The 24,117-nt window shown below is 63.9% G+C and carries 20 protein-coding genes and 1 other RNA gene; 20 read left to right on the forward strand and 1 reads right to left on the reverse strand.

The annotated features are described in order from the left end of the window. Positions 1 to 17 precede the first annotated feature (17 nt). The 20 genes from rnpB (at position 18) to recN (ending at position 23,736) form a co-directional block, all read left to right on the forward strand. Positions 18 to 418: RNase P RNA component class A (rnpB, locus tag H163_RS23645), an RNA gene on the forward strand. 322 nt (positions 419 to 740) lie between these two features. Further along, entirely contained in the window at positions 741 to 1,208 is a 468-nt protein-coding gene (locus H163_RS0108330) for a division/cell wall cluster transcriptional repressor MraZ (protein ID WP_019964113.1), read from the forward strand. Continuing rightward, positions 1,205 to 2,248 carry a 16S rRNA (cytosine(1402)-N(4))-methyltransferase RsmH gene (rsmH, locus tag H163_RS0108335; protein ID WP_019964114.1) on the forward strand — a complete coding sequence of 348 codons (1,044 nt, stop codon included), beginning with the start codon at positions 1,205 to 1,207 and terminating at the stop codon, positions 2,246 to 2,248. The genes H163_RS0108330 and rsmH overlap by 4 nt, the downstream gene beginning before the upstream one ends. A gap of 3 nt (positions 2,249 to 2,251) precedes the next feature. After that, positions 2,252 to 2,629 (forward strand): cell division protein FtsL, encoded by a 378-nt coding sequence (ftsL, locus tag H163_RS0108340; protein WP_019964115.1) that lies wholly within the window; start codon positions 2,252 to 2,254, stop codon positions 2,627 to 2,629. Between the two features lie 10 nt (positions 2,630 to 2,639). Continuing rightward, positions 2,640 to 4,370, forward strand: a complete 1,731-nt coding sequence (locus H163_RS0108345) for a peptidoglycan D,D-transpeptidase FtsI family protein (protein WP_019964116.1) — start codon at positions 2,640 to 2,642, stop codon at positions 4,368 to 4,370. 95 nt (positions 4,371 to 4,465) lie between these two features. Further along, positions 4,466 to 5,935 carry a UDP-N-acetylmuramoyl-L-alanyl-D-glutamate--2,6-diaminopimelate ligase gene (locus tag H163_RS0108350; protein WP_019964117.1) on the forward strand — a complete coding sequence of 490 codons (1,470 nt, stop codon included), beginning with the start codon at positions 4,466 to 4,468 and terminating at the stop codon, positions 5,933 to 5,935. Further along, positions 5,932 to 7,362: a UDP-N-acetylmuramoylalanyl-D-glutamyl-2,6-diaminopimelate--D-alanyl-D-alanine ligase gene (locus H163_RS0108355; RefSeq protein WP_019964118.1), complete on the forward strand. Its 1,431-nt coding sequence runs from the start codon at positions 5,932 to 5,934 to the stop codon at positions 7,360 to 7,362. Before H163_RS0108350 ends, H163_RS0108355 begins: the two co-directional genes overlap by 4 nt. 9 nt (positions 7,363 to 7,371) lie before the next feature. Further along, the gene (gene mraY / locus H163_RS0108360) at positions 7,372 to 8,457 is read left to right on the forward strand and encodes a phospho-N-acetylmuramoyl-pentapeptide-transferase (RefSeq protein WP_019964119.1); all 1,086 of its coding nucleotides are present in this window, start codon (positions 7,372 to 7,374) and stop codon (positions 8,455 to 8,457) included. Between the two features lie 7 nt (positions 8,458 to 8,464). Next, positions 8,465 to 9,865 (forward strand): UDP-N-acetylmuramoyl-L-alanine--D-glutamate ligase, encoded by a 1,401-nt coding sequence (gene murD, locus H163_RS0108365; RefSeq protein WP_019964120.1) that lies wholly within the window; start codon positions 8,465 to 8,467, stop codon positions 9,863 to 9,865. Continuing rightward, on the forward strand, positions 9,865 to 11,037 hold the full coding sequence (gene ftsW, locus H163_RS0108370) for a putative lipid II flippase FtsW (RefSeq protein ID WP_026355625.1): 1,173 nt from the start codon (positions 9,865 to 9,867) through the stop codon (positions 11,035 to 11,037). Before murD ends, ftsW begins: the two co-directional genes overlap by 1 nt. Next, entirely contained in the window at positions 11,034 to 12,152 is a 1,119-nt protein-coding gene (gene murG, locus H163_RS0108375) for an undecaprenyldiphospho-muramoylpentapeptide beta-N-acetylglucosaminyltransferase (protein ID WP_019964122.1), read from the forward strand. The genes ftsW and murG overlap by 4 nt, the downstream gene beginning before the upstream one ends. Next, entirely contained in the window at positions 12,149 to 13,567 is a 1,419-nt protein-coding gene (gene murC, locus H163_RS0108380) for a UDP-N-acetylmuramate--L-alanine ligase (RefSeq protein WP_019964123.1), read from the forward strand. Before murG ends, murC begins: the two co-directional genes overlap by 4 nt. Beyond that, positions 13,564 to 14,517 (forward strand): UDP-N-acetylmuramate dehydrogenase, encoded by a 954-nt coding sequence (murB, locus tag H163_RS0108385; protein WP_019964124.1) that lies wholly within the window; start codon positions 13,564 to 13,566, stop codon positions 14,515 to 14,517. Before murC ends, murB begins: the two co-directional genes overlap by 4 nt. Positions 14,518 to 14,699: 182 nt before the next feature. Next, positions 14,700 to 15,626 (forward strand): D-alanine--D-alanine ligase, encoded by a 927-nt coding sequence (locus H163_RS0108390; protein ID WP_019964125.1) that lies wholly within the window; start codon positions 14,700 to 14,702, stop codon positions 15,624 to 15,626. 14 nt (positions 15,627 to 15,640) lie between these two features. After that, complete coding sequence (locus H163_RS0108395) at positions 15,641 to 16,528, forward strand: cell division protein FtsQ/DivIB (RefSeq protein WP_019964126.1); 888 nt, start codon at positions 15,641 to 15,643, stop codon at positions 16,526 to 16,528. After that, on the forward strand, positions 16,525 to 17,841 hold the full coding sequence (gene ftsA, locus H163_RS0108400) for a cell division protein FtsA (protein ID WP_019964127.1): 1,317 nt from the start codon (positions 16,525 to 16,527) through the stop codon (positions 17,839 to 17,841). The genes H163_RS0108395 and ftsA overlap by 4 nt, the downstream gene beginning before the upstream one ends. Before the next feature lie 103 nt (positions 17,842 to 17,944). Beyond that, on the forward strand, positions 17,945 to 19,744 hold the full coding sequence (gene ftsZ, locus H163_RS0108405) for a cell division protein FtsZ (protein ID WP_019964128.1): 1,800 nt from the start codon (positions 17,945 to 17,947) through the stop codon (positions 19,742 to 19,744). 260 nt (positions 19,745 to 20,004) lie between these two features. Further along, positions 20,005 to 20,958 carry a UDP-3-O-acyl-N-acetylglucosamine deacetylase gene (gene lpxC / locus H163_RS0108410; RefSeq protein WP_019964129.1) on the forward strand — a complete coding sequence of 318 codons (954 nt, stop codon included), beginning with the start codon at positions 20,005 to 20,007 and terminating at the stop codon, positions 20,956 to 20,958. A 219-nt stretch (positions 20,959 to 21,177) separates the two neighbouring features. After that, on the forward strand, positions 21,178 to 22,029 hold the full coding sequence (locus H163_RS0108415; protein ID WP_019964130.1) for an outer membrane protein assembly factor BamD: 852 nt from the start codon (positions 21,178 to 21,180) through the stop codon (positions 22,027 to 22,029). A gap of 36 nt (positions 22,030 to 22,065) precedes the next feature. Further along, complete coding sequence (gene recN / locus H163_RS0108420; protein ID WP_019964131.1) at positions 22,066 to 23,736, forward strand: DNA repair protein RecN; 1,671 nt, start codon at positions 22,066 to 22,068, stop codon at positions 23,734 to 23,736. 92 nt (positions 23,737 to 23,828) lie between these two features. On the opposite strand, the gene H163_RS0108425 is transcribed toward recN, so the two are convergent. Further along, entirely contained in the window at positions 23,829 to 24,065 is a 237-nt protein-coding gene (locus H163_RS0108425) for a hypothetical protein (protein WP_019964132.1), read from the reverse strand. Between the last annotated feature and the right edge of the window lie 52 nt (positions 24,066 to 24,117).

Below are 24,117 nucleotides of genomic sequence, written 5' to 3' on the forward strand. Positions count from 1 at the left end.
TCCGTAAGGGGAGCCGGTCAGCTGGCCGGACGGTCGCTGCCGCAAGTGCCGAAAGGCCGCGGGGGAGGAAAGTCCGGGCTCCATGGAAACACGGTGCCGGGTAACGCCCGGCGAGGGCGACCTCAGGGAAAGTGCCACAGAAAGCAAACCGCCCCGGCCTTCGGGCAAGGGGTAAGGGTGAAAGGGTGGGGTAAGAGCCCACCGCGCGGACGGTAACGGACGCGGCACGGTAAACCCCACCGGGAGCAAAACCGAATAGGGATGGCACAGGGCCTTCGGGTCCGAGTTGGTTTCCTGGCCAGCCATCCGGGTAGGTTGCGTGAGGCGTCTGGCAACAGGCGTCCCAGATGAATGACCGTCGCGTATGGAAGCTTGCTTCCGTGCCTTACAGAACCCGGCTTACAGGCCGGCTGACACTTTTCTCCCCGCCCTGCAACAGAGATGACCGCCTGCGCGGAACCCCCGGCATTTCTGCCGCGGGAAGCATTTTATTAACCATGTTGATGTTTGTGGAGAGCGGGCGATTGCACGGGCTGCAAGCCATGGAATCCGCCTGATTCCATTGACGCCCATGCCGTCCCATGCTATCCCATAATAATCCATGAAGGTGCCATGAAGTTCCATTCGAGGCGGCCGTTTTCAGGATCTGCCCCGTGAGTGCCGGGGCGCCCGGTTTCGTTTTGCAAGTTCCAGACTTTGCCAGTGCAGCAGGCGCCAGGATGGCGCGTTGAAAGGGGATCATGGCCGGCTTCGTGTCGCATTTTACCAACCGGCTGGATGCGAAGGGGCGTGTTTCGATCCCTGCGCCGTTCCGGGCCGTGCTGGCGCGCGACGGATTTGAAGGCCTTTACTGCATTGCCTCTCCCCATGCGCCTGCGGTTGATGCGGGAGGCAATGAGCTGGTGAATGAGATCGAGGGGCGTCTTGCCGCCTTTGCCAAGCTGTCGCCGGATCATGATGCGCTCGCCATTGCGCTCTTCGGTGCCAGTGAAACGCCGAAGATCGACTCCGATGGCCGCATCGTTCTGAGCGACATGATCCGCGAGCAGACGGGTGTAACCGATCAGATCACCTTCGCGGGTCTGGGCTACAAGTTTCAGCTCTGGGAGCCGGAGCGTTTTCGTGAGCATCGCGCAGAGGCCCAGAAGCGCGCGCTTGCGATGCTGTCGGGCATGAGCCCGGCTGCTGCGTCAGGAGGACCGGCATGACGGCGGGTCGCGCAGAAGGTCACGAGACTGAAGGCGCTGGCGGACTGGTCCGCCACGTGCCCGTCCTCCTTGACGGGGTTCTTTCGGCGCTGTCCGTGAAACCGGGTGAAGTTGTCGTGGATGGCACCTTCGGGGCTGGCGGTTATTCCCGCGCCTTTCTGGCTGCGGGTGCGAAGGTCATTGGTGTGGACCGGGATCCGGATGCCATCGCAGGCGGGCAGCCGCTGGTGGAAGCCTCGAATGGTGCGCTGACGCTGGTGCCGGGGCGCTTTGCCGATATCGAGGCGCATCTGGCTTCGCTCGGTGTCGAGGCCGTGGATGGCGTCGTGCTGGATCTGGGCGTTTCCTCCATGCAGCTGGATGAGGCTGATCGCGGCTTCTCCTTCATGCGTGACGGGCCGCTCGACATGCGCATGGAGCAGGCCGGGCCGTCGGCTGCCGATGTGGTGAATACGCTTCCTGCCAGGGATCTGACCCGGATCATCGGTCTTCTGGGTGAAGAAAAGCGGGCAGGGCAGGTGGCGCGCGCCATTGAGCAGCGGAGCAAGGAGCAGCCCTTCACCCGCACCGGTGATCTTGCCGCGCTGATCGAGAAGGTCGTGGGGCGCTCGCCGAAGAAGATGCACATCCATCCTGCGACGCGCACGTTTCAGGCGCTGCGCATCTATGTGAACGGCGAGCTGCATCAGGCGGCGTCCGTGCTGGGGGCGGCGGAAAAGGTTTTGCGTCCCGGCGGACGGCTGGTGGTCGTCAGCTTCCACAGCCTCGAAGACCGGATCGTGAAGAAGTTCTTTGCCGACCGCACGCGCACGCGCGGCGGCGGCTCCCGGCATATGCCGGAAGAGGATGTGCCGCCGGCGACCTTCGAACTGGTGGTCAAGGGCGGTCAGGAGCCGGACGAGAGCGAGACGCAGGCCAACCCGCGTGCCCGTTCGGCCCGCCTCAGGGCCGGGCGGCGGACGGAAGCTCCGGCGCGCGATCTGGATATTCACGCCATTGGCGTTCCGCATCTGGCGGAATTCAAGGGACTTGGAGGCTGAGCGATGGTGAGCCGTTATCTCAATATCGTCTGTGTCCTTGCTGTGCTGACGGGCGCAGGTGTCGTTTACGACATGAAGATGGAGGCCGAGCACACGTCCGAATATGTGGCGTCGCTCAAGGTCAAGATCGACGAGGAGCATGAAGCCATCCGGGTGCTGCGCGCCGAGTGGAGCGTTCTCAATCAGCCTGCCCGCCTGCAGGGGCTGACCGAGCGCTATGATGAGTTTCTGAAGCTCCAGGAAATGGATCCGGGCAAGCAGATCGTGCAACTGCAGGATCTGCCGATGCGTCCGGTCATGCTGCCCCCTGTTGGTGGTGAGGCTCCGCTTGATGGCTTTGCGGCCCTGCGGGAACCTGCCTCCACCTCGTCCATCCGATAGGAGCGCTGCAATGACAATGGCAAGCGAGCCCGCCTCCTTCCTGCAGTTCCAGCGCAGCCAGCCCCGTGCGGCGGCCCGCCCGGCCTATGGCTCGGTGTCCACCAGCACCGTCAGAACCCGTATCTATTTTGCGATGGCGGCCTTCGCTCTGCTTTATACGGTTATTGGTGTCCGGCTCGTGCATCTCGCGCAGATGGAAGAGGCGCCCAACGCTGCTTTCATCTCGGCGCAGGATTCCATTGCAGCTTCCCGTCCCGACCTCGTCGACCGCAACGGCGAAATTCTTGCGACCGATATCAAGACGGCCTCCATTTATGCCGAACCGCGCAAGATCATCGACGTGGATGAGGCGCTGGAAGGCATCGGTAGCGTGTTCCCGGAGCTGAACAACGAGAGCATGCGAAAGCGGCTCGACAGCCGCGCAGGCTTCATCTGGCTGAAGCGTGAGGTTTCTCCTGCCCAGCAGCAGGCCATTCACCGGCTTGGCATTCCGGGCATCGGCTTCCTTTGGGAAAAGCAGCGCTTCTATCCGGGCGGGCCGCTGGCCTCGCATATCATCGGATCGGTCAACATCGACAATCAGGGCATTGCTGGCCTCGAGAAGCATCTCGATGATTCCTGGCTGTCCGAACTGCAGAAGCTTGGCTTTGCGACGGACCGTTCGCTGGAACCTGTGAAACTGGCGCTCGATTCCCGTGTGCAGTTCGTTGTGCGGGATGAGCTTGTCAAAGGTGTCGAGCGCTACCATGCCATTGCAGGTGTCGGTATTGTTCTGGACGTGCATACGGGCGAAGTCGTCGCCATGTCGTCCTATCCGGACTATGATTCGAACGACCGCGCCCAGGCCCTCGACAAGGACCGGCTGAACCGTGCCACGGGCGGTGTGTTCGAGATGGGCTCCGTCTTCAAGACCTTCACCTTCGCCAGCGCCTTCGATTCGGGCAAGGTCGGCATGAACGACAGCTTCGATGCGAGCCGTCCTATCCGCGCCGGCGGGCGCACGATCAACGATTTCCACGGAAAAAGACGCATCCTCTCGGTGCCGGAAGTCTTCATCTATTCGTCCAATATCGGCACGGCCAAGATGATGCTGACGACCGGCGTCGACTATCAGCGCGAGTTCTATGCACGCCTCGGTCTGACCGAGCGCCAGTCCAACGAACTGCCGGAAAATGCGGCCCCGCTGCTGCCCCGCCGCTGGGGTGAACTGGCGGCCATCACCGCGTCCTTCGGTCACGGCATTTCGGTGACGCCGATGCAGACGGCAACGGCCGCAGCTGCCCTCGTCAATGGCGGTTATCTCATTCCGCCAACTTTCCTGCCGCGGGATGAGATCGCAGCCAAATCACTGGGCAAGCAGGTGATTTCCGAAGAGACCAGCCGCAAGATGCGTTACCTGTTCCGCCTCAACGTTGTACAACCGGGTGGGTCCGGCAAGCGTGCCGAGGTGCCAGGATATATTGTCGGGGGCAAGACGGGAACGGCTGAAAAAGTCGAGAACGGCCGCTATACGCCCAACAAGCGCCGCAACTCGTTCCTGTCGGCCTTCCCGATGGATGATCCCAAGTATGTGGTGCTGGTCGTGCTCGATGAGCCGAAGCCGGAGAAGCCGGGCCTGCCTGCAACCGCTGGCATGAACACCGCCCCGATGGTGAGCAACATCATCCGCCGCGCGGCACCCATGCTGGGCGTCATGCCGAAACAGACTGATGGGACAAAGGCAATCGAAGTATCTTATTGAGACGTGATCGAAGCGCCGGAGCGGGACATCAGGGTCGCAGCTGAAAAAGGGTTCCGCACCGGCTTGTGACGGCGCACTACCGGATTTGGCAGACAATGCAGCTAGGAACACTTGCGGCGGGCACAGGCATCGCCGTTCCTGATGATACCCTCGTGATCGGGGGATTGACCTCGGACAGCCGGGCGGCTGGGCCGGGCTTTTTGTTTTTTGCCCTTGGCGGCGTACAGGCCCATGGCGCACGCTTTGCCGCAAAGGCGGTGGAGCAGGGCGCGGCCGCTGTTCTGACCGATGCGGAGGGCGCAGCGCTGATCGAAGCCGGAGGCGGTGTGCCGGCAGCGGTAATCGTTGCCGCAAACCCGCGTCTGGCGCTGGCGAAGATGGCCGCCCGCTTCCATGGCCGCCAGCCGGAAACCATGGTGGCCGTCACTGGCACCAGCGGCAAGACCTCCGTTGCTTATTTCGTTCGCCAGATCTTCCAGCGCTGCGGCCACAATGCGGCCAGCCTGGGCACGCTTGGCACTGTGACAGCCTCCGGCACCAGCTATGGCGGCCTGACGACGCCGGACCCGGTCTCCCTGCATGCGGAACTGGCGAAGCTGGCCGATGCCGGTGTCACCCATGCCGCGATGGAAGCCTCCAGCCACGGGCTTGATCAGTACCGGCTGGACGGGGTGGAACTGGTGGCCGCCGGTTTCACCAACCTTGGCCGTGATCACATGGACTATCACGCCACCGAAGAGGAATATCTGCAGGCCAAGCTGCGCCTGTTCCGCGAGCTTCTGCCCAGTGGCGGCACGGTGATCGTGGACCCGGCGCAGAACAAGGCAGACCGTGTGCTGGCGGTTGCCGGAGAACGCGGCCAGCAGGTGCTGACCGTGGGCGAGCGGGGCAGGGACCTGCACCTGCGCAATGTCCAGTTCAGCGGTTTCAGCCAGGTTCTGACGATTGATACACCGCGCGGGGAATACAAGGTGTCCCTGCCGCTCGCCGGGCATTTTCAGGTGTCCAATGCGCTTGTTGCCGCCGGTCTTGCCATTGCTGCAGGCGAGGCTCCGGGGGCCGTCATGCGGGCTCTGGAAACGCTGGAAGGCGCACCGGGGCGTCTGGAGCTGGTGGGCCGCAAGGACAATGGCGCGCTCTGCTTCGTTGACTATGCGCACAAGCCTGACGCCGTGGACAATGCGCTCGCCGCGCTGCGCCCCTTCACCACCGGCCGCCTCATCGTGGTCGTCGGGGCCGGTGGCGACCGGGATGCAGGCAAGCGCCCGCTGATGGGGGAAGCTGCCAGCCGCCGCGCCGATGTGGTCATCGTCACAGACGACAACCCCCGGACGGAAGATCCTGCACTCATCCGCAAGGCCGTCATGGCAGGCGCTCCGGGAGCGCTGGAGATCGGCGACCGGGCTGAGGCCATCGCAACGGCTGTTTCCATGCTGGAAAGCGGGGATGTCCTGTGTGTGGCAGGAAAGGGTCATGAAACGGGCCAAATCGTCGGGAAGACGGTGCTCCCGTTCTCGGATCATGATGCGGTTCGCACCGCGCTTGCACAAGGAGCCCGGTCATGAGCGCACCGCTCTGGACCCTCGATGCCTTTCTGGCCGCAACGCGCGGCGAGGCCCGCGGAGAGCCGCAGGCTGAAATCACCGGCATCTCCATCGACACCCGCACCATCGCGCCGGGCGAGGCTTTCGTCGCCATCGTCGGTGACCGGCTGGACGGGCATGATTATGTGGCCAAGGCCCTCGAAGCCGGCGCCTCGCTGGCGCTGGTTGCCCGGCACAAGCTGGTCGATCTGCCCAGGGATGGCCGCTACGTGGTGGTGGATGATCCGCTGGAGGCTCTGCGCAATCTTGGACGTGCCGCCCGCGCGCGCACCAGCGCCCGGATTGTGGCGGTCACCGGCTCGGTCGGCAAGACCGGCACCAAGGAGGCGCTGCGCCTCGCGCTTGGCCGTTCCGGCAAGGTCCATGCCTCGGCTGCGTCCTTCAACAATCACTGGGGTGTGCCGCTGACGCTGGCGCGCATGCCCGAAGATACCGAATTCGGTGTCTTCGAAATCGGCATGAACCATGCCGGCGAAATCACGCCTCTGGTGCAGATGGTCCGCCCGCATGCGGCGATCATCACCACCGTGCAGGCGGTGCATCTTGAGTTTTTCGGCTCGGTCGAGAAAATCGCGCAGGCCAAGGCCGAGATCTTCCTCGGGCTGGAGCCGGGCGGCCTTGCCATTCTCAATCAGGACAATGACCAGTTCGACCTGCTGACCTTCCTTGCCAAGACGGCTGGTGTCGAGCGTATCCAGACCTTCGGCGAAGCTGAAGGCAGTGATGCGCTGCTTGAGAACTATGCGGTGCAGACCGGGTCCTCCTCCATTCAGGCGCGGGTGCTGGGGCAGGAGATCACCTACAAGATCGGCGCGCCGGGCAAGCACCTTGTCCGCAACAGTCTCGCCGTGCTGCTGGCTGTCTGCGAACTCGGCGGCGATCTGGCGCTGGCCGGTCTGGCTCTGGCCGGGCTTTCGGCCCCCAAGGGGCGCGGCGCCCAGACCCGGCTGAAGCTGCCGGGCGGCGAGGCCGTTCTGGTCGATGAAAGCTACAACGCCAATCCGGCCTCAATGCGCGCGGCCCTCAGCGTGCTTGGCGGCATGCAGGCCGCAGCGCCAGGCCGCAAGATTGCAGTCCTTGGCGACATGCTGGAACTGGGTGATGCAGCCGGGCAGTTGCATGCAGATCTGATTGGCCCTGTCGAAGACTGCGGCGCAGATCTGGTCTATTGCTCCGGCCCGCTGATGCGCGCCTTGTGGGAGCGGCTGCCGCGCGAGAAGCGCGCCGTCTATGCCGAGCATTCCGAAGCGCTGACCGAGCGCCTCAAGGATGAGCTGCGCCCTGGCGACATCATCATGATCAAGGGGTCTCTCGGGAGCCGTATGGGCCCCCTTGTGGAGGCGCTCAAGCAGGAATATCCCGCAGCGGATGAAATGGCTTCGGCCTGAGGAATCCAAATGTTCTATCTTCTCGGTGAACTGTCCGGCCAGGTTTCTGCGCTGAACGTCTTCAAGTACATCACGTTCCGCACGGGCGGTGCCATCATGACGGCGCTGTTCTTCGTGTTCCTGTTCGGGCCGCGCATCATTGCGGGCCTCCGCCTGCGTCAGGGCAAGGGCCAGCCCATCCGTGAAGACGGGCCGCAGAGCCACCTTCTGACCAAGAAGGGCACGCCGACAATGGGCGGGCTGATGATCCTGTCCGGCCTCATCGTCTCCACCCTGCTGTGGGCAGATCTGCGCAATCCATATGTCTGGATCGTGCTGTGGGTCACCGTCGGCTTCGGTGCCATCGGATTTTATGATGACTATCTGAAGGTGACGAAGGCCACTCACAAGGGCTTCAGCGGTAAGGCGCGCCTCGGTATCGAGTTCCTGATTGCCGGTCTGGCGGCGCTGGCCGTGACCATGCTGGACAAGGGCACCTTCGCCACGTCCATCTCTTTCCCCTTCGTGAAGGACCTGCTGCTCAACCTCGGCATTTTCTTCATTCCCTTCGCTGCCTTCGTTATTGTCGGCGCAGGCAATGCGGTAAACCTGACGGACGGCCTGGACGGGCTGGCCATCGTGCCGGTGATGATTGCTTCGGCCACTTTCGCCCTCATCGCCTATCTGTCGGGCAACGCGGTCTTTGCCGAGTATCTGCAGATCCACCACGTGCCCGGCACGGGTGAGCTTGCGGTGCTTTGCGGCGCCGTGATGGGCGCGGGGCTTGGCTTCCTCTGGTTCAACGCGCCTCCGGCCGCCATCTTCATGGGCGACACGGGCTCGCTCTCCCTTGGCGGGATGATTGGTGCAATTGCAGTCGTTACCAAGCACGAGATCGTGCTGGCCATCGTTGGCGGGCTGTTCGTGCTGGAGGCGGTGTCCGTCATCGTGCAGGTGGCCTCCTTCAAGCTGACCGGCAAGCGTGTGTTCCGCATGGCGCCGATCCATCATCATTTCGAGCAGCTGGGCTGGACCGAGTCCCAGGTGGTGATCCGCTTCTGGATCATCGCCGTGGTTCTCGCCCTCGTCGGCCTTGCCACCCTGAAGCTGAGGTGAGGCGGTCATGATCCCGGTCACCTGCTTCAAGGGAAAAAAGGTAGCGCTCTTCGGGCTTGGCGGCTCGGGCCTTTCCAGTGCGCTGGCGCTGAAGGATGGCGGGGCGCATGTCATCGTCTGGGACGATGCGCCTGCGCGCAATGATCTTGCCCGTTCCAAAGGCCTTGAGGCCCGCGATCTGGCCGAACTCGACTGGAAGGGCCTGACGGCGCTGGTGCTGTCTCCCGGTGTGCCGCTGACCCACCCCGAGCCGCACTGGACGGTGGAGCTCGCGCGTGACGCGGGCGTCGAAGTCATTGGCGACATCGAGCTGTTTTCGCGCGAAAGGGCGCTCCTGTGCCCGGATGCCCCGCTGATCTGCATCACCGGCACCAATGGCAAGTCCACCACAACGGCGCTGACCACGCATCTGCTGAAGTCGCTGGGCCGGGACGTGCAGATGGGCGGCAACATCGGCACGCCGGTGTTCGACCTCGCCCCTCTGGCGCCGCACCGGCATTATGTCATCGAGTGCTCGTCCTATCAGATCGACCTTGCTCCCGGCCTCGCCCCCACGGCCGGCATTCACATGAACCTGTCGCCGGATCATCTCGACCGGCACGGGACCATGGAGAACTATGCCGGCATCAAGGAGCGGCTCGTTGCTGCGGCCCGCACCGCCATCGTCGGCGTGGATGACGAGATGAGTGCAGCCATTGCAGACCGGCTGGAAGCGGCCGGGCACGATGTGCGCCGCATCTCCGGCCATCAGACGCAAACTCATGGCGTCTTTGCCCGTGATGGCCTGCTGATCTGCGCGGACAAGGGCGTAGAGACGGTCATTGCCGATCTGTCGCGCGCGCCGTCGCTTCGCGGCCAGCACAATGCCCAGAACGCGGCGGCCGCCTGTGCTGCACTGCTGGCGCTTGGAGTGGCACCGCAGGAGCTTGCTGCAGGGCTCGAGAGCTTCCCCGGCCTTAAGCACCGGATGCAGATCATCGCCCGGCATGAGGGCACGCTGTTCATCAATGACAGCAAGGCGACCAACGCGGATGCCACGGCCTGGGCGCTGGCGAGCTATCCCCGGCTTTACTGGATCGCGGGCGGCAAGCCGAAGTCGGGCGGCATCGAGCCGCTGGGCGAGTTCTTTCCGCGCATTGTCCGGGCCTATCTGATCGGCGAGGCGGCCGAGGAGTTTGCCCGCACGCTGGACGGCAAGGTGCCCTACGAGATCAGCGGTACGCTGGACGTGGCGGTGCAGCGGGCGGCAGCGGATGCGGCGCTCGACCCGCAGGCCGAGAAGGTGATCATGCTGTCGCCGGCCTGTGCCTCGTTCGACCAGTATCCGAATTTTGAAGTGCGTGGTGATGCGTTTGCCGAAAGCGTCCGGGCCCTGCTGGCGGTGCCGGAAAAGACGGAGGATGCCTGATGGTTTCTCGCGCTGATCGTGGTGTGCTGGCCGAGTGGCTGTGGACGGTTGACCACATCCTTCTCGCGCTGTTCGTCCTGCTCATGATCGGCGGCGTCGTGCTGTCCTTTGCGGCCAGTCCCCCGGTGGCCGAGCGCATCGGTGTGGAAAGCTATTACTTCGTCAAGCGGCAGGCCATGTTCCTGCCGCTGGCGGTCGTCGTGCTGTTCGGCGTCTCGCTGATGTCGCCGCGAATGGTGCGCCGGGGGGCCTTGCTGCTCTTTTGCGTGTCGCTTGCGCTTCTGGTTGCGACGCTCTTCGTCGGCGCCGAAGTGAAGGGCGCCCGCCGCTGGATCAACATTGCCGGTTTCTCGGTGCAGCCCTCCGAATTCCTCAAGCCTGCCTTCGTCGTGCTGGTCGCCTTTCTGCTGTCGGAAAGCGGACGCCGCCGCGAAGTGCCGGGCATGGTTCTGTCCGCCCTGCTCTTCGCCATGTGCGCGGCGCTGCTGGTGGCGCAGCCCGACTTCGGCCAGACTATGTTGATCGGTCTCGTCTGGGGCGGTTTGTTCTTCATGAACGGCCTGCCGTGGATCGCCATCATCGGATTGGGCGGGGTGGGCGTTGCCGGTCTTGCCTCGGCCTATTTCCTGCTGCCGCACGTGACCACGCGCGTGAACAGATTCCTCGATCCCGAGTCGGGCGATACCTATCAGATCGACCGCGCCCGTGAGGCGTTCCTGTCGGGCGGCTGGTTCGGCAAGGGGCCGGGTGAGGGCATCGTCAAGCGCGGATTGCCGGACAGCCACACCGACTTCATCTTTGCCGTGGTGGCCGAGGAGTTCGGCATCATCGTCTGCATGCTGCTGGTGTCGCTCTTCGCCTTCATCATCCTGCGTGGCCTGCGCAATGCGGGGCGGGACCAGGATGCCTTCTCGCGGCTGGCGACGGCCGGGCTTACGATCATGTTCGGCCTGCAGGCGACGATCAACCTGATGGTGAACCTCAACCTCATGCCTGCCAAGGGCATGACGCTGCCTTTCATTTCCTACGGCGGTTCCTCGCTGCTTTCGACGGCGCTGACGGCGGGCTTCATTCTGGCCCTGTCGCGCCGCAAGCCGCGGCCGCTGCACAGTGACAGCGTGACGGTGGCCCGTGTGCCGGCGTCGCAGCTCATTCAGCCGGGTATTCAATGAGCAAGACCATTCTCCTGACGGCCGGTGGCACCGGCGGTCACCTGTTCCCTGCCGAAGCGCTGGCGCATGAGCTGGTGCGGCGGGGCTGGACCGTGGATCTGGCGACGGACGAGCGCGCCGACCGCTACGGCACCAGCTTTCCAGCGCGCGAGGTGCATATCATCGCCTCCGAAACCCTGCGCTCGAAGTCGCCCGTTGCCCTGATCAAGACGGTTCTGAGCCTTGCGCGCGGCACGCTGCAGGCCCGCCGTGTCATCCGGCAGATCAGGCCTGCCGTTGTCGTCGGCTTTGGCGGCTATCCCACCTTTCCGCCGATGATGGCAGCACGGCTGACGGGCGTGCCGTCGATCCTGCACGAGGCCAATGCCGTGATGGGCCGGGCCAACCGGATGCTGGCCAAGGGCGTCACCCGTGTCGCCACCAGCCTGACGCTGGTCAATCCGGATGCAGCGCTCGCCCCGAAGATCCGCGAGACCGGCAATCCGGTGCGCCCGCCGGTGGTGGAAGCCGCCAGCGTGCCCTATGCGGTGCCACAGGCAGGCGGCGTGTTTCATCTGCTGGTGTTCGGCGGCTCGCAAGGCGCACGGTTCTTCTCGGACGTGATGCCGGAAGCGGTGAAGCTTCTGTCCCCGGAACACCGCGCCCGGCTGAAGCTGGTGCAGCAGTGCCGTCCGGAAGACATGGAGCGGGTGAAGAGCGCCTTCGAAGCGCTTGGGCTTTCGGCGGAGCTTGCGCCCTTCTTCCGCGACATGCCGGCGAGGATTGCCGCTTCGCACCTTGTCATCTGCCGTTCCGGCGCGTCCTCCGTCAGCGAGTTGTCCGTCATCGGCCGGCCGTCGATCCTGGTGCCGCTGCCCAATGCGCTGGATCAGGACCAGAGCAACAATGCCCGCGTGCTGGAAGCCGTGGGCGGGGCCTGGCCGGTGGCGCAGAAGGATCTGACGCCGCAGCGCCTTGCCGCAGAACTCACCCGGCTCATGGATGAGCCATCCACCCTTCAAGCCGCCGCCGCTGCCGCGCGCGGGCAGGGCAAACCCGATGCGGTTGCCCGCCTTGCCGATCTGGTGGAAGAGACCGCTGGCGCAACCACAACAGACAAAGGAGACCGCGCATGAAGATGCCGCGTGAATTGGGGCCGGTGCATTTCGTCGGCATCGGGGGCATCGGGATGAGCGGCATTGCCGAAGTGCTGCACACGCTCGGCTACACCGTTCAGGGCTCGGACATGTCCGAGAGCGCCAATGTGCTGCGCCTGCGCGAGAAGGGCATTCCGGTCTTCATCGGCCACAAGGCGGAAAACCTTGGCGGTGCTGAAGTTCTGGTCGTCTCCTCCGCCATCAAGCGCGACAATCCGGAACTGATCGCCGCCCGCGAGAAGCTGATCCCGGTTGTCCGCCGTGCCGAAATGCTGGCTGAGCTGATGCGCTTCAAGCAGGCCATTGCCATCGGCGGCACCCACGGCAAGACGACGACCACCTCGCTGGTGGCGGCGCTGCTGGAGGCTGGCGGCATGGACCCGACCGTGATCAACGGCGGCATCATCAACGCCTATGGCACCAACGCCCGCATGGGTGATGGCGAATGGATGGTGGTGGAAGCGGACGAAAGCGACGGCACCTTCGTCAAGCTGCCCGCCGATATCGCCATTGTCACCAACATCGATCCGGAGCACCTCGACCACTACGGCGACTTTGCCGGGGTGCGCGCGGCTTTCCGGCATTTCGTCGAGAACGTGCCCTTCTACGGCTTTGCCGTGATGTGCCTCGACCACCCGGAAGTGCAGACGCTCGTCGGCCAGATCGAGGACAAGCGCATCGTCACCTATGGTGCCAATCCGCAGGCGGATGTGCGCTTTGCCGATGTGTCGATGGCCGGCGGAAAGTCGAGCTTCCGCGTGATCCTGCAGAACCGGAGATCCGGCACGAGCGAGGTCATGGACAATCTGGTGCTGCCCATGCCGGGGCTGCACAATGTTTCCAACGCAACGGCTGCCATTGCGGTGGCGAACCGTCTGGGCATTTCCGCCGATGCCATCCGCAAGGGGCTGGCCGGGTTCGGCGGCGTCAAGCGCCGCTTCACCCACACGGGAACCTGGAACGGCGCCGAGTTCTTCGATGACTATGGCCACCACCCGGTGGAAATCCGCGCCGTGCTGAGGGCCGCGCGTGAATCGGCGAAGGGCAGGGTGATCGCCGTGGTGCAGCCGCACCGCTACTCCCGCCTCGCCAGCCTGTTCGAGGACTTCTCCACCTGCTTCAACGACGCGGACACGGTGATCGTGGCTCCGGTCTATGCGGCCGGTGAGCAGCCGATTGAAGGCATCGATCGTGACAGTCTCGTCTCCAACCTCAAGACCCATGGCCACCGCTCGGCCATCGCGCTTGAGGGGCCTGAGGCGCTCGCGGGCGTCATTGCGGGCCTTGCCAAGCCGGGCGACTACGTTGTTTGCCTCGGTGCTGGCAACATCACCCAGTGGGCGCATGCGCTGCCGGGTCAACTGGAAGCCCTTGGCAAGGGAGAGGGGGCGTGAGCTTTCCCGATCTTCTGGCAAGCCTCGGCTCCCGGTTCGGGGGGCTGCGCGGCAAACTGACGGCCAATCAGCCGCTGTCCGCCGTCACCTGGCTACGGGCAGGCGGCCCGGCGCAGCTTTTGTTCCAGCCCGCAGACGAAGAGGATCTGGCGCAGTTCCTGTCCGTGCTGCCGGAAGAAATCCCGGTTCTGACCATCGGCCTCGGCTCCAACCTGCTGGTGCGGGACGGGGGCATTGAAGGCGTGGTGATCCGGCTTGGCGCGCGCGGTTTCGGCGCTGTCGAAGTGCTGGACGGCGGGCGTATCCGTGCGGGGGCTGCCGTGCCGGACAAGAGGCTGGCGGAAGCGGCAGCTGAAGCGGGTATTGGCGGCTTCGCCTTCTACACCGGTATTCCAGGCGGCATCGGTGGCGCGCTGCGCATGAACGCCGGAGCCCATGGCACCGAGACTTGCAACCGTCTGGTGGAAGTCACCGCCATCGATCGCAGGGGCGCGCGCCAGGTGCTAACCAATGCGGACATGGGCTACAGCTACCGCCACAGCTCGGCAGCGCAGGGTCTTGTCTTCACCAGCGCGGTCTTTGAAGGGCCGGTCGAGGATGAGGCAAAGATCCGCGCCGAAATGGCCGAAGTCGTTGCCCACCGCGAGCGCGCCCAGCCGATCCGCGAGAAGACCGGCGGCTCCACCTTCAAGAACCCTCCGGGCAACTCTGCCTGGAAGGTGATCGACGCTGCCGGATGCCGCGGGCTGACTGTCGGCGGGGCGCAGATGTCGGAGATGCACTGCAATTTCATGATCAACACCGGCACGGCGACCGGCCACGATCTGGAGCTTCTGGGCGAAACCGTCCGCCGCCGTGTGCGTGAGCATTCGGGTGTGGAGCTTGAGTGGGAAATCAAGCGCCTCGGGCAGTTCCTCCCCGGCGAAGAAATCAGCCCGTTCCTGGATTGAGGGGAGGGGCGAATTCAGCCCCACCCCAGAACTCCACAGCCTCAGCCCTATCCCTGTTGCATTTGAATCACACTGTGCAGGCAACAAGGTGTTAATGCATTCCTTAACGGCTTGGTTAACGTTTCCTTACCAATTTGGGCAGCATCTTATGGGCTCACGTTTGTTTGAGTGAGTCGGTGGAAATGACGGGTAAGCATGTCGCGGTACTGATGGGCGGGTGGGCGCACGAGAGGCCGGTGAGCCTTTCGTCCGGCAATGCCTGCGCCGATGCGCTGGAAGCGCGCGGCTTCAGGGTGTCGCGCGTCGATGTTGACCGTTCCATCGCAGCCCGTCTGGCTGAACTGAAGCCGGATGTGGCCTTCAATGCCCTGCATGGCCCCTTTGGTGAGGATGGCTGCATCCAGGGCCTGCTCGAGATCATGAACATCCCCTACACGCATTCCGGCGTGATGGCCTCTGCCCTTGCCATGAACAAGGTGAAGGCCAAGGCCGTGATGGCGGCGCATGGGGTGCCTGTCACGGAGCATCTGATCCTCAACCGGCGGGATGTGGGGCATGAGCACCCGATGCGCCCGCCCTATGTGATCAAGCCGATTAACGAAGGCTCCAGCTTCGGCGTGCTCATCGTTAAGGAAGATCAGCCGCATCCGCCGCAGGAGCTGACGCGCGACGACTGGCCGTATCCGGACACAATGATGTGCGAAACCTACATTCCTGGCCGCGAGCTGACCTGCGCGGTGATGGGAGATGAGGTGCTTGGAGTTATCGACATTGTGCCAAAAGGGCACGGTTTCTACGATTTTGATGCGAAATATGCGGAAGGTGGCTCTGTTCACATCCTTCCTGCAAAACTTTCACCCTTTATTTACCAAGAAGTACAGAAACTTACCTTAACAGCGCATCGTGCGCTCGGCTGCCGGGGTGTTTCGCGGGCGGATTTCCGCTTCGATGAGCGTCCGGATGGGTCGGGTACCCTGATCTGCCTGGAAGTTAACACTCAACCTGGAATGACCCCAACCTCGCTGGTTCCGGAACTTGCCGCCTACGCTGGCCGTGATTTCGGGGACCTCGTCACCTGGATGGTGGAGGACGCAAGTTGCTCTCGCTGAGGCGCAAAGCCGGTATGGTCAGTGCTTATCCGCTGGAAGCGGAGCTGGCGCCGCGCGGGCGCGGTGTTCCGCGGCTGCGGCGCCGCCCTGTCTGGCGGCAGGCGGGCTGGATTGCCGATCTGCCCCGCTGGACCGGCACCGTATCTGCCGTGGCCTTCCTGGCTGCCACCATCACGTATGGTGTCATTCTGGGCGGTCATGGGCGCATGGTCGCGCAGTCTCTCATCAGCGCGGCCGGTCTGGGCGTCGAGGCGGTGAAGCTGTCCGGTCAGCGTGAAGTTGCCGAATATCAGATCCTCGATGCCCTTGCGCTGGAAGAGGGTGATTCGCTGGTGCTCTTCGATGCGGATGCCGCGCGCGCGCGCCTGAAGCAGAACCCTTGGGTCAAGTCCGCCTCGGTCATGAAGCTTTACCCGAACACGGTGAAGGTCACGATTGACGAGTGGGTGCCTTACGCCCTGTGGCAGCGCGGCAATACGGTGTCCATCGTGACCGAGCAGGGCGAAGTGATCACCGATGATGTGGATGGGCGCTATGCCAATCTGCTGCTCGTGGTGAACTACGGGGCCCAGACCCGTGCGGGTGAAATCCTCAAGGCCCTTGAGAGCGAGCCTGAGCTGCGTCCGCGTGTGCGCGCTGCTTATCTCATCGGCCAGCGCCGCTGGGATCTCATGCTCGAGAACGGCATCACCATCCGCCTGCCGGAAGAAGACCCGGCCAAGGCGCTTGCTGCAGTGGTGAAGATGGACAAGGAAAGCGCCATTCTGGCCCGTGACATTGCCGCCATCGATCTGCGCCTGCCCGACCGCGTCGTGGTGCGGCTGACGGATGAAGCCGCGCAGCGCCGCCGTGACGCGCTGGACGGAAACAAGAAAGTTGCAAGAGGGGGTGCCAACACATGAGCCGCACCGGTTCCACCCTCTATCTGCCGCGCATGCGCCCCCTTCCGGGGCGCCGCGCCGTTGTAATGTCCGTGCTTGATGTGGGCTCCACCAAGATCTGCTGCCTCATCGCCAAGCTGACGCCGCGTGCCGAAGGTTCCGTGCTCGCTGGCCGGTCCCATGCCATTGAGGTTCTGGGCTACGGCTACCAGCGCTCGCGCGGGATCAAGTCCGGCGTGGTGGTGGACATGGATGCCGCCGAGCAGGCAATCCGCCTGGCCGTGGATGCAGCCGAGCGCATGGCCGGCGTGACGGTGGAATCCGTCATCGCCAACGTCAGCTGCGGCCGCCTGCAGAGCGAGATCTTCAGCGCCACCGTGCCGCTGGCCGGTGATGCTGTGAGCGAAGCCGATATCCAGCGTGTTCTGGTTGCCGGGTCGTCGCATACGGTGATGGAAGGCCGGGCGGTCAATCATGCGCTGCCGATCTCCTATTCGCTGGATGGCAACCGCGGCATCCGTGATCCGCGCGGCATGCTGGGCATGAAGCTTGGCGTCGACATGCAGGTCGTCACCACCGAAGTGCCGCCGGTCCGCAATCTTGAGCTTTGCATCAACCGCGGCCACCTGCACGTGGAGACGCTGGTGGCGACGCCTTACGCCAGCGGCCTGTCCACCATCGTGGATGACGAAGCCGAGCTGGGCGTCGCCTGCGTCGACATGGGCGGCGGCACCACGACCCTGTCCGTCTTCGTCGAAGGGCAGATGGTGCATCTGGATGCCATCGCTGTTGGCGGCCAGCACGTGACGACTGACATTGCGCGGGCCTTTGCCATGCGCCTTTCGGACGCCGAGCGTCTGAAGACCCTTCATGGTTCGGCCCTGCCGACCAGCGTGGATGACCGTGAGATGCTCACGATCCCGCCGGTGGAAGGTGACCTGCCGCATCAGATCCCGCGCTCGGCCCTTATCCGGGTCGTGCGTCCGCGGGTAGAGGAAATCCTGGAGCTGGTCCGTGACCGGCTGACGGCCTCCGGCTTTGCCGGGCGCGTCGGCAAGCAGATCGTCCTTACGGGCGGGGCGAGCCAGCTGACGGGATTGAGTGAAGTTGCGCGCCGGGTGATCGGCCGCAATGTCCGGCTCGGACGGCCGCTCGGGGTGGCCGGACTGCCGGATGCAGCCAAGGGGCCGGCATTCGCCGCCTCGGTCGGGTTGCTGATTTATCCGCAAGTCTCCCAGATCGAACAGTTTCAGCCGAAACACAGGCGGTCTGGATGGGGCGGCAGCACGGGTTACCTGGCCCGTGTCGGCCAGTGGATCAGGGACAGCTTCTGACGCGGCATCCGCGTCAGGGGAAACTGCCGGAAACGGCGAACTTCAAAGGGAAGAATGCGGAGCCCCCGAGAACCGGGTGCTCCTTTAGGGTCGCGAGGATAGAATGACCATCAACCTGAAGATGCCCGACATTCAGGAGCTGAAGCCGCGGATCACGGTTTTCGGCGTCGGCGGCGCGGGCGGAAACGCCGTCAATAACATGATCACGGCCGGCCTGCAGGGCTGCGACTTTGTCGTAGCCAACACGGATGCGCAGGCCCTTGCCATGAACCACGCAGAACGCCTGATCCAGATGGGCGTGGCTGTGACCGAAGGCCTCGGTGCCGGTTCCCAGCCGGAAGTCGGCAGCGCTGCTGCCGAAGAGGTCATCGACGAAATCAATGACCACCTGTCCGGCTCGCACATGGTGTTCATCACCGCCGGTATGGGCGGTGGCACCGGTACGGGCGCTGCCCCCGTCATTGCCCGGGCGGCTCGCGCCCAGGGTATACTGACGGTAGGTGTGGTGACCAAACCGTTCCAGTTCGAAGGTGCGCGCCGCATGCGCATCGCCGAATCCGGCATCCAGGAACTGCAGCGCAATGTCGACACTCTGATCGTCATTCCGAACCAGAACCTGTTCCGCATCGCCAATGCCCAGACCACCTTCGCCGACGCTTTCGCGATGGCTGACCAGGTGCTCTACTCGGGCGTGGCCTGCATCACCGACCTGATGGTCAAGGAAGGTCTCATCAACCTCGACTTTGCTGACGTGCGCTCGATCATGCGCGGCATGGGCAAGGCGATGATGGGCACCGGCGAAGCATCGGGCGAGAACCGCGCCCAGCAGGCAGCCGAAGCTGCCATTGCCAACCCGCTGCTCGACGAGACCTCGATGAAGGGCGCCAAGGGCCTGCTCATCTCGATCACGGGCGGTAACGATCTGACCCTGTTCGAAGTCGATGAAGCAGCCACCCGCATCCGTGAGGAAGTGGACGCAGACGCCAACATCATTCTGGGCGCGACCTTCGATGAAAGCATGGATGGCATCATCCGCGTTTCCGTCGTCGCCACCGGCATCGACAAGGAACTGCTGATGGGAAACGGTGAATTCGATGCCATTCCGGCACCGAAGACCGAGCCCGTCGCCCGTCCGGTCATCAACACCGCTCCGCGTCAGCCCGAGCGTCCCGTTGAGCGTCCGGCCGTGACCAGCTTCCAGCAGGATGCAGCTTCCCGCGCTCTGGCCAGCCTTGAGCGTGAACTGGCAATCAACGAGCCGGCTCCGGCTGCTCAGGTGAGCGAGGCTGTGGAAGCCAAATCCTTTCGTCCCGCAGCCGAAGCCGTAATCCCCGCTCCGGTCCAGGCCGAAATGCCGGCAGCTCCGCTGCAGCCGATGGTTCAGCAGCCGGTCCAGGCCGCCGTTCCGTTCGAGACCCCGGCTGCCGAACAGCCGATGGCTGCACCGCGCATGCCGCGCGTGGAAGACTTCCCGCCGATCGCCCAGCGTGAGCTGATGGCCCGTCAGCCGCAGCGCCCCGAAGCTGTTGCCCCGGCGGCTCCTGCTCCTGCACCGCAGCCGATGGCAGCGCCTGCGCTCGACATGGAAGAGCATGGCGATGACCGCCGTCCGATGGGTCTGCTGCGCCGTCTGGCCAGCGGTCTGTCCCGCCGCGAAGATCATGAAGAGCATGCCGCGCATGAGGCTGCTCCCGTCATGACCCCGCGTGCTCCGGCCGCCGCTCCCCAGCCGCAGATGCGTCCGGCTCCGCGCATGCCGCAGATGGCTCCGGCCCAGCAGGGCCGTCCGGCCGGTGCTGCCGGTCAGCTTGACATGCAGGGCCGCGCCCCGGCGCGTCCGCAGGTGCACAGCGAGGAAGACCAGCTCGAGATCCCGGCGTTCCTGCGCCGTCAGTCGAACTGAGTCTCCCCTGACCCTTCTTCCCTTGGACGGCCTGACACGGAATGTGTCAGGCCGTTTCCTTGTGTCTGGAGGGTTCCGTAGCGAATTCAATATGTTGATGTCCGGATTCGCGTTACAAACCGTAATAAAGCTTTATTTCTGACTTGGCCCTGCCGGGGCTATTGTGCTGCCAGTTCCAGAAGCGTTAACGCGCGGTAGCCAAAGTCATTTCAGTTTTCGGAATGACACTTTGACCGCGGTACCGGCATAGGCAGACCCGAATGACCAACCGTCTTGATTTCCAGACCACTGTGGCGGATCAGGTGACACTGACAGGCATTGGCGTCCATTCGGGCACGCCGGCCTCGGTGACCCTTCTGCCCGCAGATGCTGGAACGGGTATCGTCTTCCACCGCACGGACGTAAGCGACGACCTGCAGACGGACATTCCCGGCCGCTGGGATCATGTGACGGCAACGGCGCTCTGCACCGTGATGGCCGATCCTGCCCGCAACGGCGTGTCCACGGTCGAGCATCTGATGGCAGCCCTGCGCGGCCTCGGCGTTGACAATGTCATCGTCGAAATGGACGGGCCGGAAATGCCGATCATGGACGGCAGCGCGGCCGCCTTCGTGGAAGCCATCGACCAGGTGGGCCTGAAGCGCCTCGACCGCGGCCGCCGCTATCTGCGAATCAAGAAGCCGGTCCGCTTTGAGCAGAATGGCGCTTGGTGCGAGCTTCTGCCCTATTCCGGCACCCGTTTCGAGGTGACCATCGAATTCGAGACGCCGCTGATCGGCCGTCAGACCTTTGCCAGCGACATGACTCCGGATGTGTTCCGAAAGGAAGTGTCGCGCGCCCGCACCTTTGGACAGGTCAAGGAAGTCGAGAAGCTGTGGGCGATGGGCTTTGCCCGTGGCTCGTCGCTGGAGAATTCCGTCGCCGTTGCCGATGACCGGGTGCTCAACCCCGAAGGCACCCGCTGGGCTGACGAATTCGTCCGTCACAAGACGCTGGATGCGGTTGGTGATCTGGCTCTGGCCGGCCTGCCGATTCTCGGTCTCTACCGCTCTTACAAGGCCGGACACCGCATGAATGTGGCCATTCTGGCGGAGCTGTTCAGCAAGGCAGGGCAGGATGTGTTCGAAATTGTCGAGGCTCCGTCATGGCGCGAACATGGCAATGTCGAGCGGTCCGGGCTGGCTGCAGCGGCCTTCGGCCCTGAGGTTTCCTGAGTTTTTTGCACAAGTCATTCGAGTGAGGGCGCCCGGGAGGCGCCCGCTCTTTGTCTACGGTCACAAAAAAGCTCAAAAAAGACGACACACGGCGTGACGAATGCCGTCCGGTTCCGCTAAAAGCCTTAGCGAGGAACGTGTTTGGTAACCGGACTGTGGCCCCTGGGCAGGGGGCTCATGCATAACTCGGGCAAGGAGTGGTGAGGCGTGCTGCGAAACATGGCAACAGAGGCTGGCAAGCGTTCCGGCAGAAAGACTGCCCTTCTTGGCTCGATCATGCTGGTATGTGCACTGACCCTGTCGGCTTGCGCATCCAAGGACGATGACGACCTGGCGCTGGACGACACCCCGGCCGAAGTGCTGTTCAACGAGGGCCTGGCGCTGCGCAATGCGGGCCGCCTGAGCGATGCCGGCAAGAAGTTCTCCGAGGTGGATAAGGTCTACCCCTATTCCGAGTACGCCCGGAAGTCGCTGATCAACCTCGCCTACATCAATTTCTCGCTGGGCCGCTACGCCGAGACGATCACGGCTGCAGACCGCTTCATCACGCTCTATCCGGGCAGTGAAGATGCGGCTTATGCGCTGTATCTGAAAGGCCAGTCCTATCAGCGCCAGATCCCGGACATCACCCGCGACCAGAAGATCACCGAGCAGGCTGCTCAGACCTTCAGCGAGCTGATCCAGCGCTATCCGGACAGCGAGTACACGCCGGACGCCAAGGCGAAGCTGCTGATGGCGGAAGACCAGCTGGCGGGCAAGGAAATGCAGGTTGGCCGCTACTATCTGGAGCGGCGCAACTACATCGCCGCGATCAACCGGTTCAAGACGGTGGTGATCAACTATCAGACCACCCGCCATGTCGAGGAAGCCCTGTTCCGTCTGACGGAAGGCTATTACGCGCTGGGTGTGGTAAACGAGGCGCAGACCGCTGCGGCCATCCTCGGTCACAATTATCCTGACAGCCAGTGGTACAAGGACGCTTTCTCGCTGTTGCAGAAGGGCGGATATGAGCCCTCCGAGAACAAGTCGAGCTGGATCAGCCGCGCCTTCCAGGGGGTGAATGTGTTCTGATCCGGATTCCGGGTCATCAGGGCGGGGCAATTTCACATGCTGGCGACGCTGTCCATTCGCGATATCGTCCTCATCGACCGGCTCGACATCGAGTTTTCCGGCGGTATGACTGTGCTGACCGGTGAAACCGGTGCGGGCAAGTCCATCCTTCTTGACGCTCTCACCCTTGCCCTTGGCGGGCGGGGGGATGCCGGGCTTGTGCGCCACGGTGAGGCGCAGGGGCAGGTGGCCGCCGTCTTCGATGTTGCGGGCGCCCATCCCGTCCGCGCTCTGCTTCGCGAGAATGACGTGCCGGATGATGGCGATGTCATCCTGCGCCGTATCCAGACTGCCGATGGCCGCAGCCGCGCCTTCATCAATGATCAGCCCGTCAGCGTCGGCCTTCTCCGGCAGGCAGGGCAGATGCTGGTCGAGGTGCATGGCCAGCATGACGAGCGTGCGCTTGTAGATCCCGAAAGCCACCGCCTGCTGCTGGATGCCTTTGGCGTGCTGCAGGGCGAACTGACGGCGGTGGAAGCGGCCTTTTCAGCCTATCGCAAGGCGGAGAAGGCGCTGCGCGACCACAAGGCCCGCATTGAGGCTGCCCGCCGCGAAGCTGATTTCCTGCGTTCCGCCGTCGATGAGTTGAAGACCCTAGATCCGAAGCAGGGTGAGGAAGAGGCGCTGGCGCTGCGCCGGGCCGAGATGATGCAGGTGGAGAAGATCGCCACCGACCTCAACGAGGCATATGAAACGCTGAACGGCGGTGCGTCGCCAATCCCGGAATTATCCAGCCTCCTGCGCCGTCTGGAGCGCAAGGCCGATCAGGCGCCGAAGCTGCTCTCAAGTCCGGTGGCTGCGCTGGCAACGGCTCTCGACAACCTCGAGGAAGCGCGTTCCGGTCTTGAAGCTGCCATCCGCGAGACGGATTTCGATCCGCGCGAGCTGGAGGCCGCCGAAGAGCGGCTGTTTGCCCTGCGCGCTGCGGCCCGCAAGTTTTCCGTGCAGGTGGATGAGCTGCCGGCCCTGCGCCAGAAGATGGCTGCAGATCTCAACGATCTGGATGCAGGCGAGGAAAAGCTGGATGCGCTGGCGGCGGCCGCTGAAACGGCGCGCAAGGCCTTTGATGGCCTCGCGGCAAACCTTTCCGCCCGCCGCGCCACGGCCGCCCGTGCGCTGGAGGCGGCTGTTGCTGCCGAGCTTCCGGCGCTGAAGCTGGAGCGGGCGCGCTTCATCGTCGAGATGACCAGTGACCCGGAGAACCGGTCGGCAAGCGGCATCGATACGGTGGAGTTCTGGGTGCAGACCAACCCCGGCACGCGCCCCGGCCCGATGATGAAAGTTGCCTCAGGCGGCGAGCTGTCCCGCTTCCTGCTGGCGCTCAAGGTGTCGCTGGCCGACAGCGGATCGGTTCCGTCGCTGGTGTTCGACGAGATTGACACCGGCGTCGGTGGTGCCGTGGCCGAGGCCATCGGCCTGCGTCTTGCGCGGCTTGCCCGCTCCGTGCAGGTGCTGACGGTGACGCACGCGCCGCAGGTTGCAGCCCGTGCCAATGGTCATTTGCTGATTTCGAAGGAAGCGGTTGCCGAGGACCGGGTGGCCACCCGCATCACCCCGATTGAGGATGCGCACCGGCGCGAGGAAATCGCCCGGATGCTGGCGGGCAGCGTCATCACCGATGAAGCCCGTGCGGCGGCTGAAAAGCTCATGACCCACGCTCCGGGCTGAGTTGGGGGCTTGCGTGGAGCGTGGGCCATGAAGGCCAGGTGCGGGGGTGTTTCACCTGACTTGGAGGGGTTTGCGTCCGCCTTGTGCGGGGATTACTCCCGTGTCGTCGGCGTTGTCATCGGACCTTCCTGCAGATTCGGCAGCTCGATCTTGCTTTGACCCACATTCGGGATAGACAGCTCGATCACAGTCTTGTCTTCCTTGCCGAAGCCGCCTTGCGCAGCGTAGAGGGCAATGCCGGCCAGAGCTACAGCGAGAGCACCGGCTACGAACCATCCGGCATTACCGCTGATAAAGCGAAGCTTTGCTGAATTGTTGCCTGCGAGCATCTTGGACTCTCTTTCATCTGGCTTTAAATCGTCCGTTCAGGAGATGAACACG

This window comes from Pannonibacter phragmitetus DSM 14782 (assembly GCF_000382365.1).
In the GTDB taxonomy this organism is placed as follows: Bacteria; Pseudomonadota; Alphaproteobacteria; order Rhizobiales; family Stappiaceae; genus Pannonibacter; species Pannonibacter phragmitetus.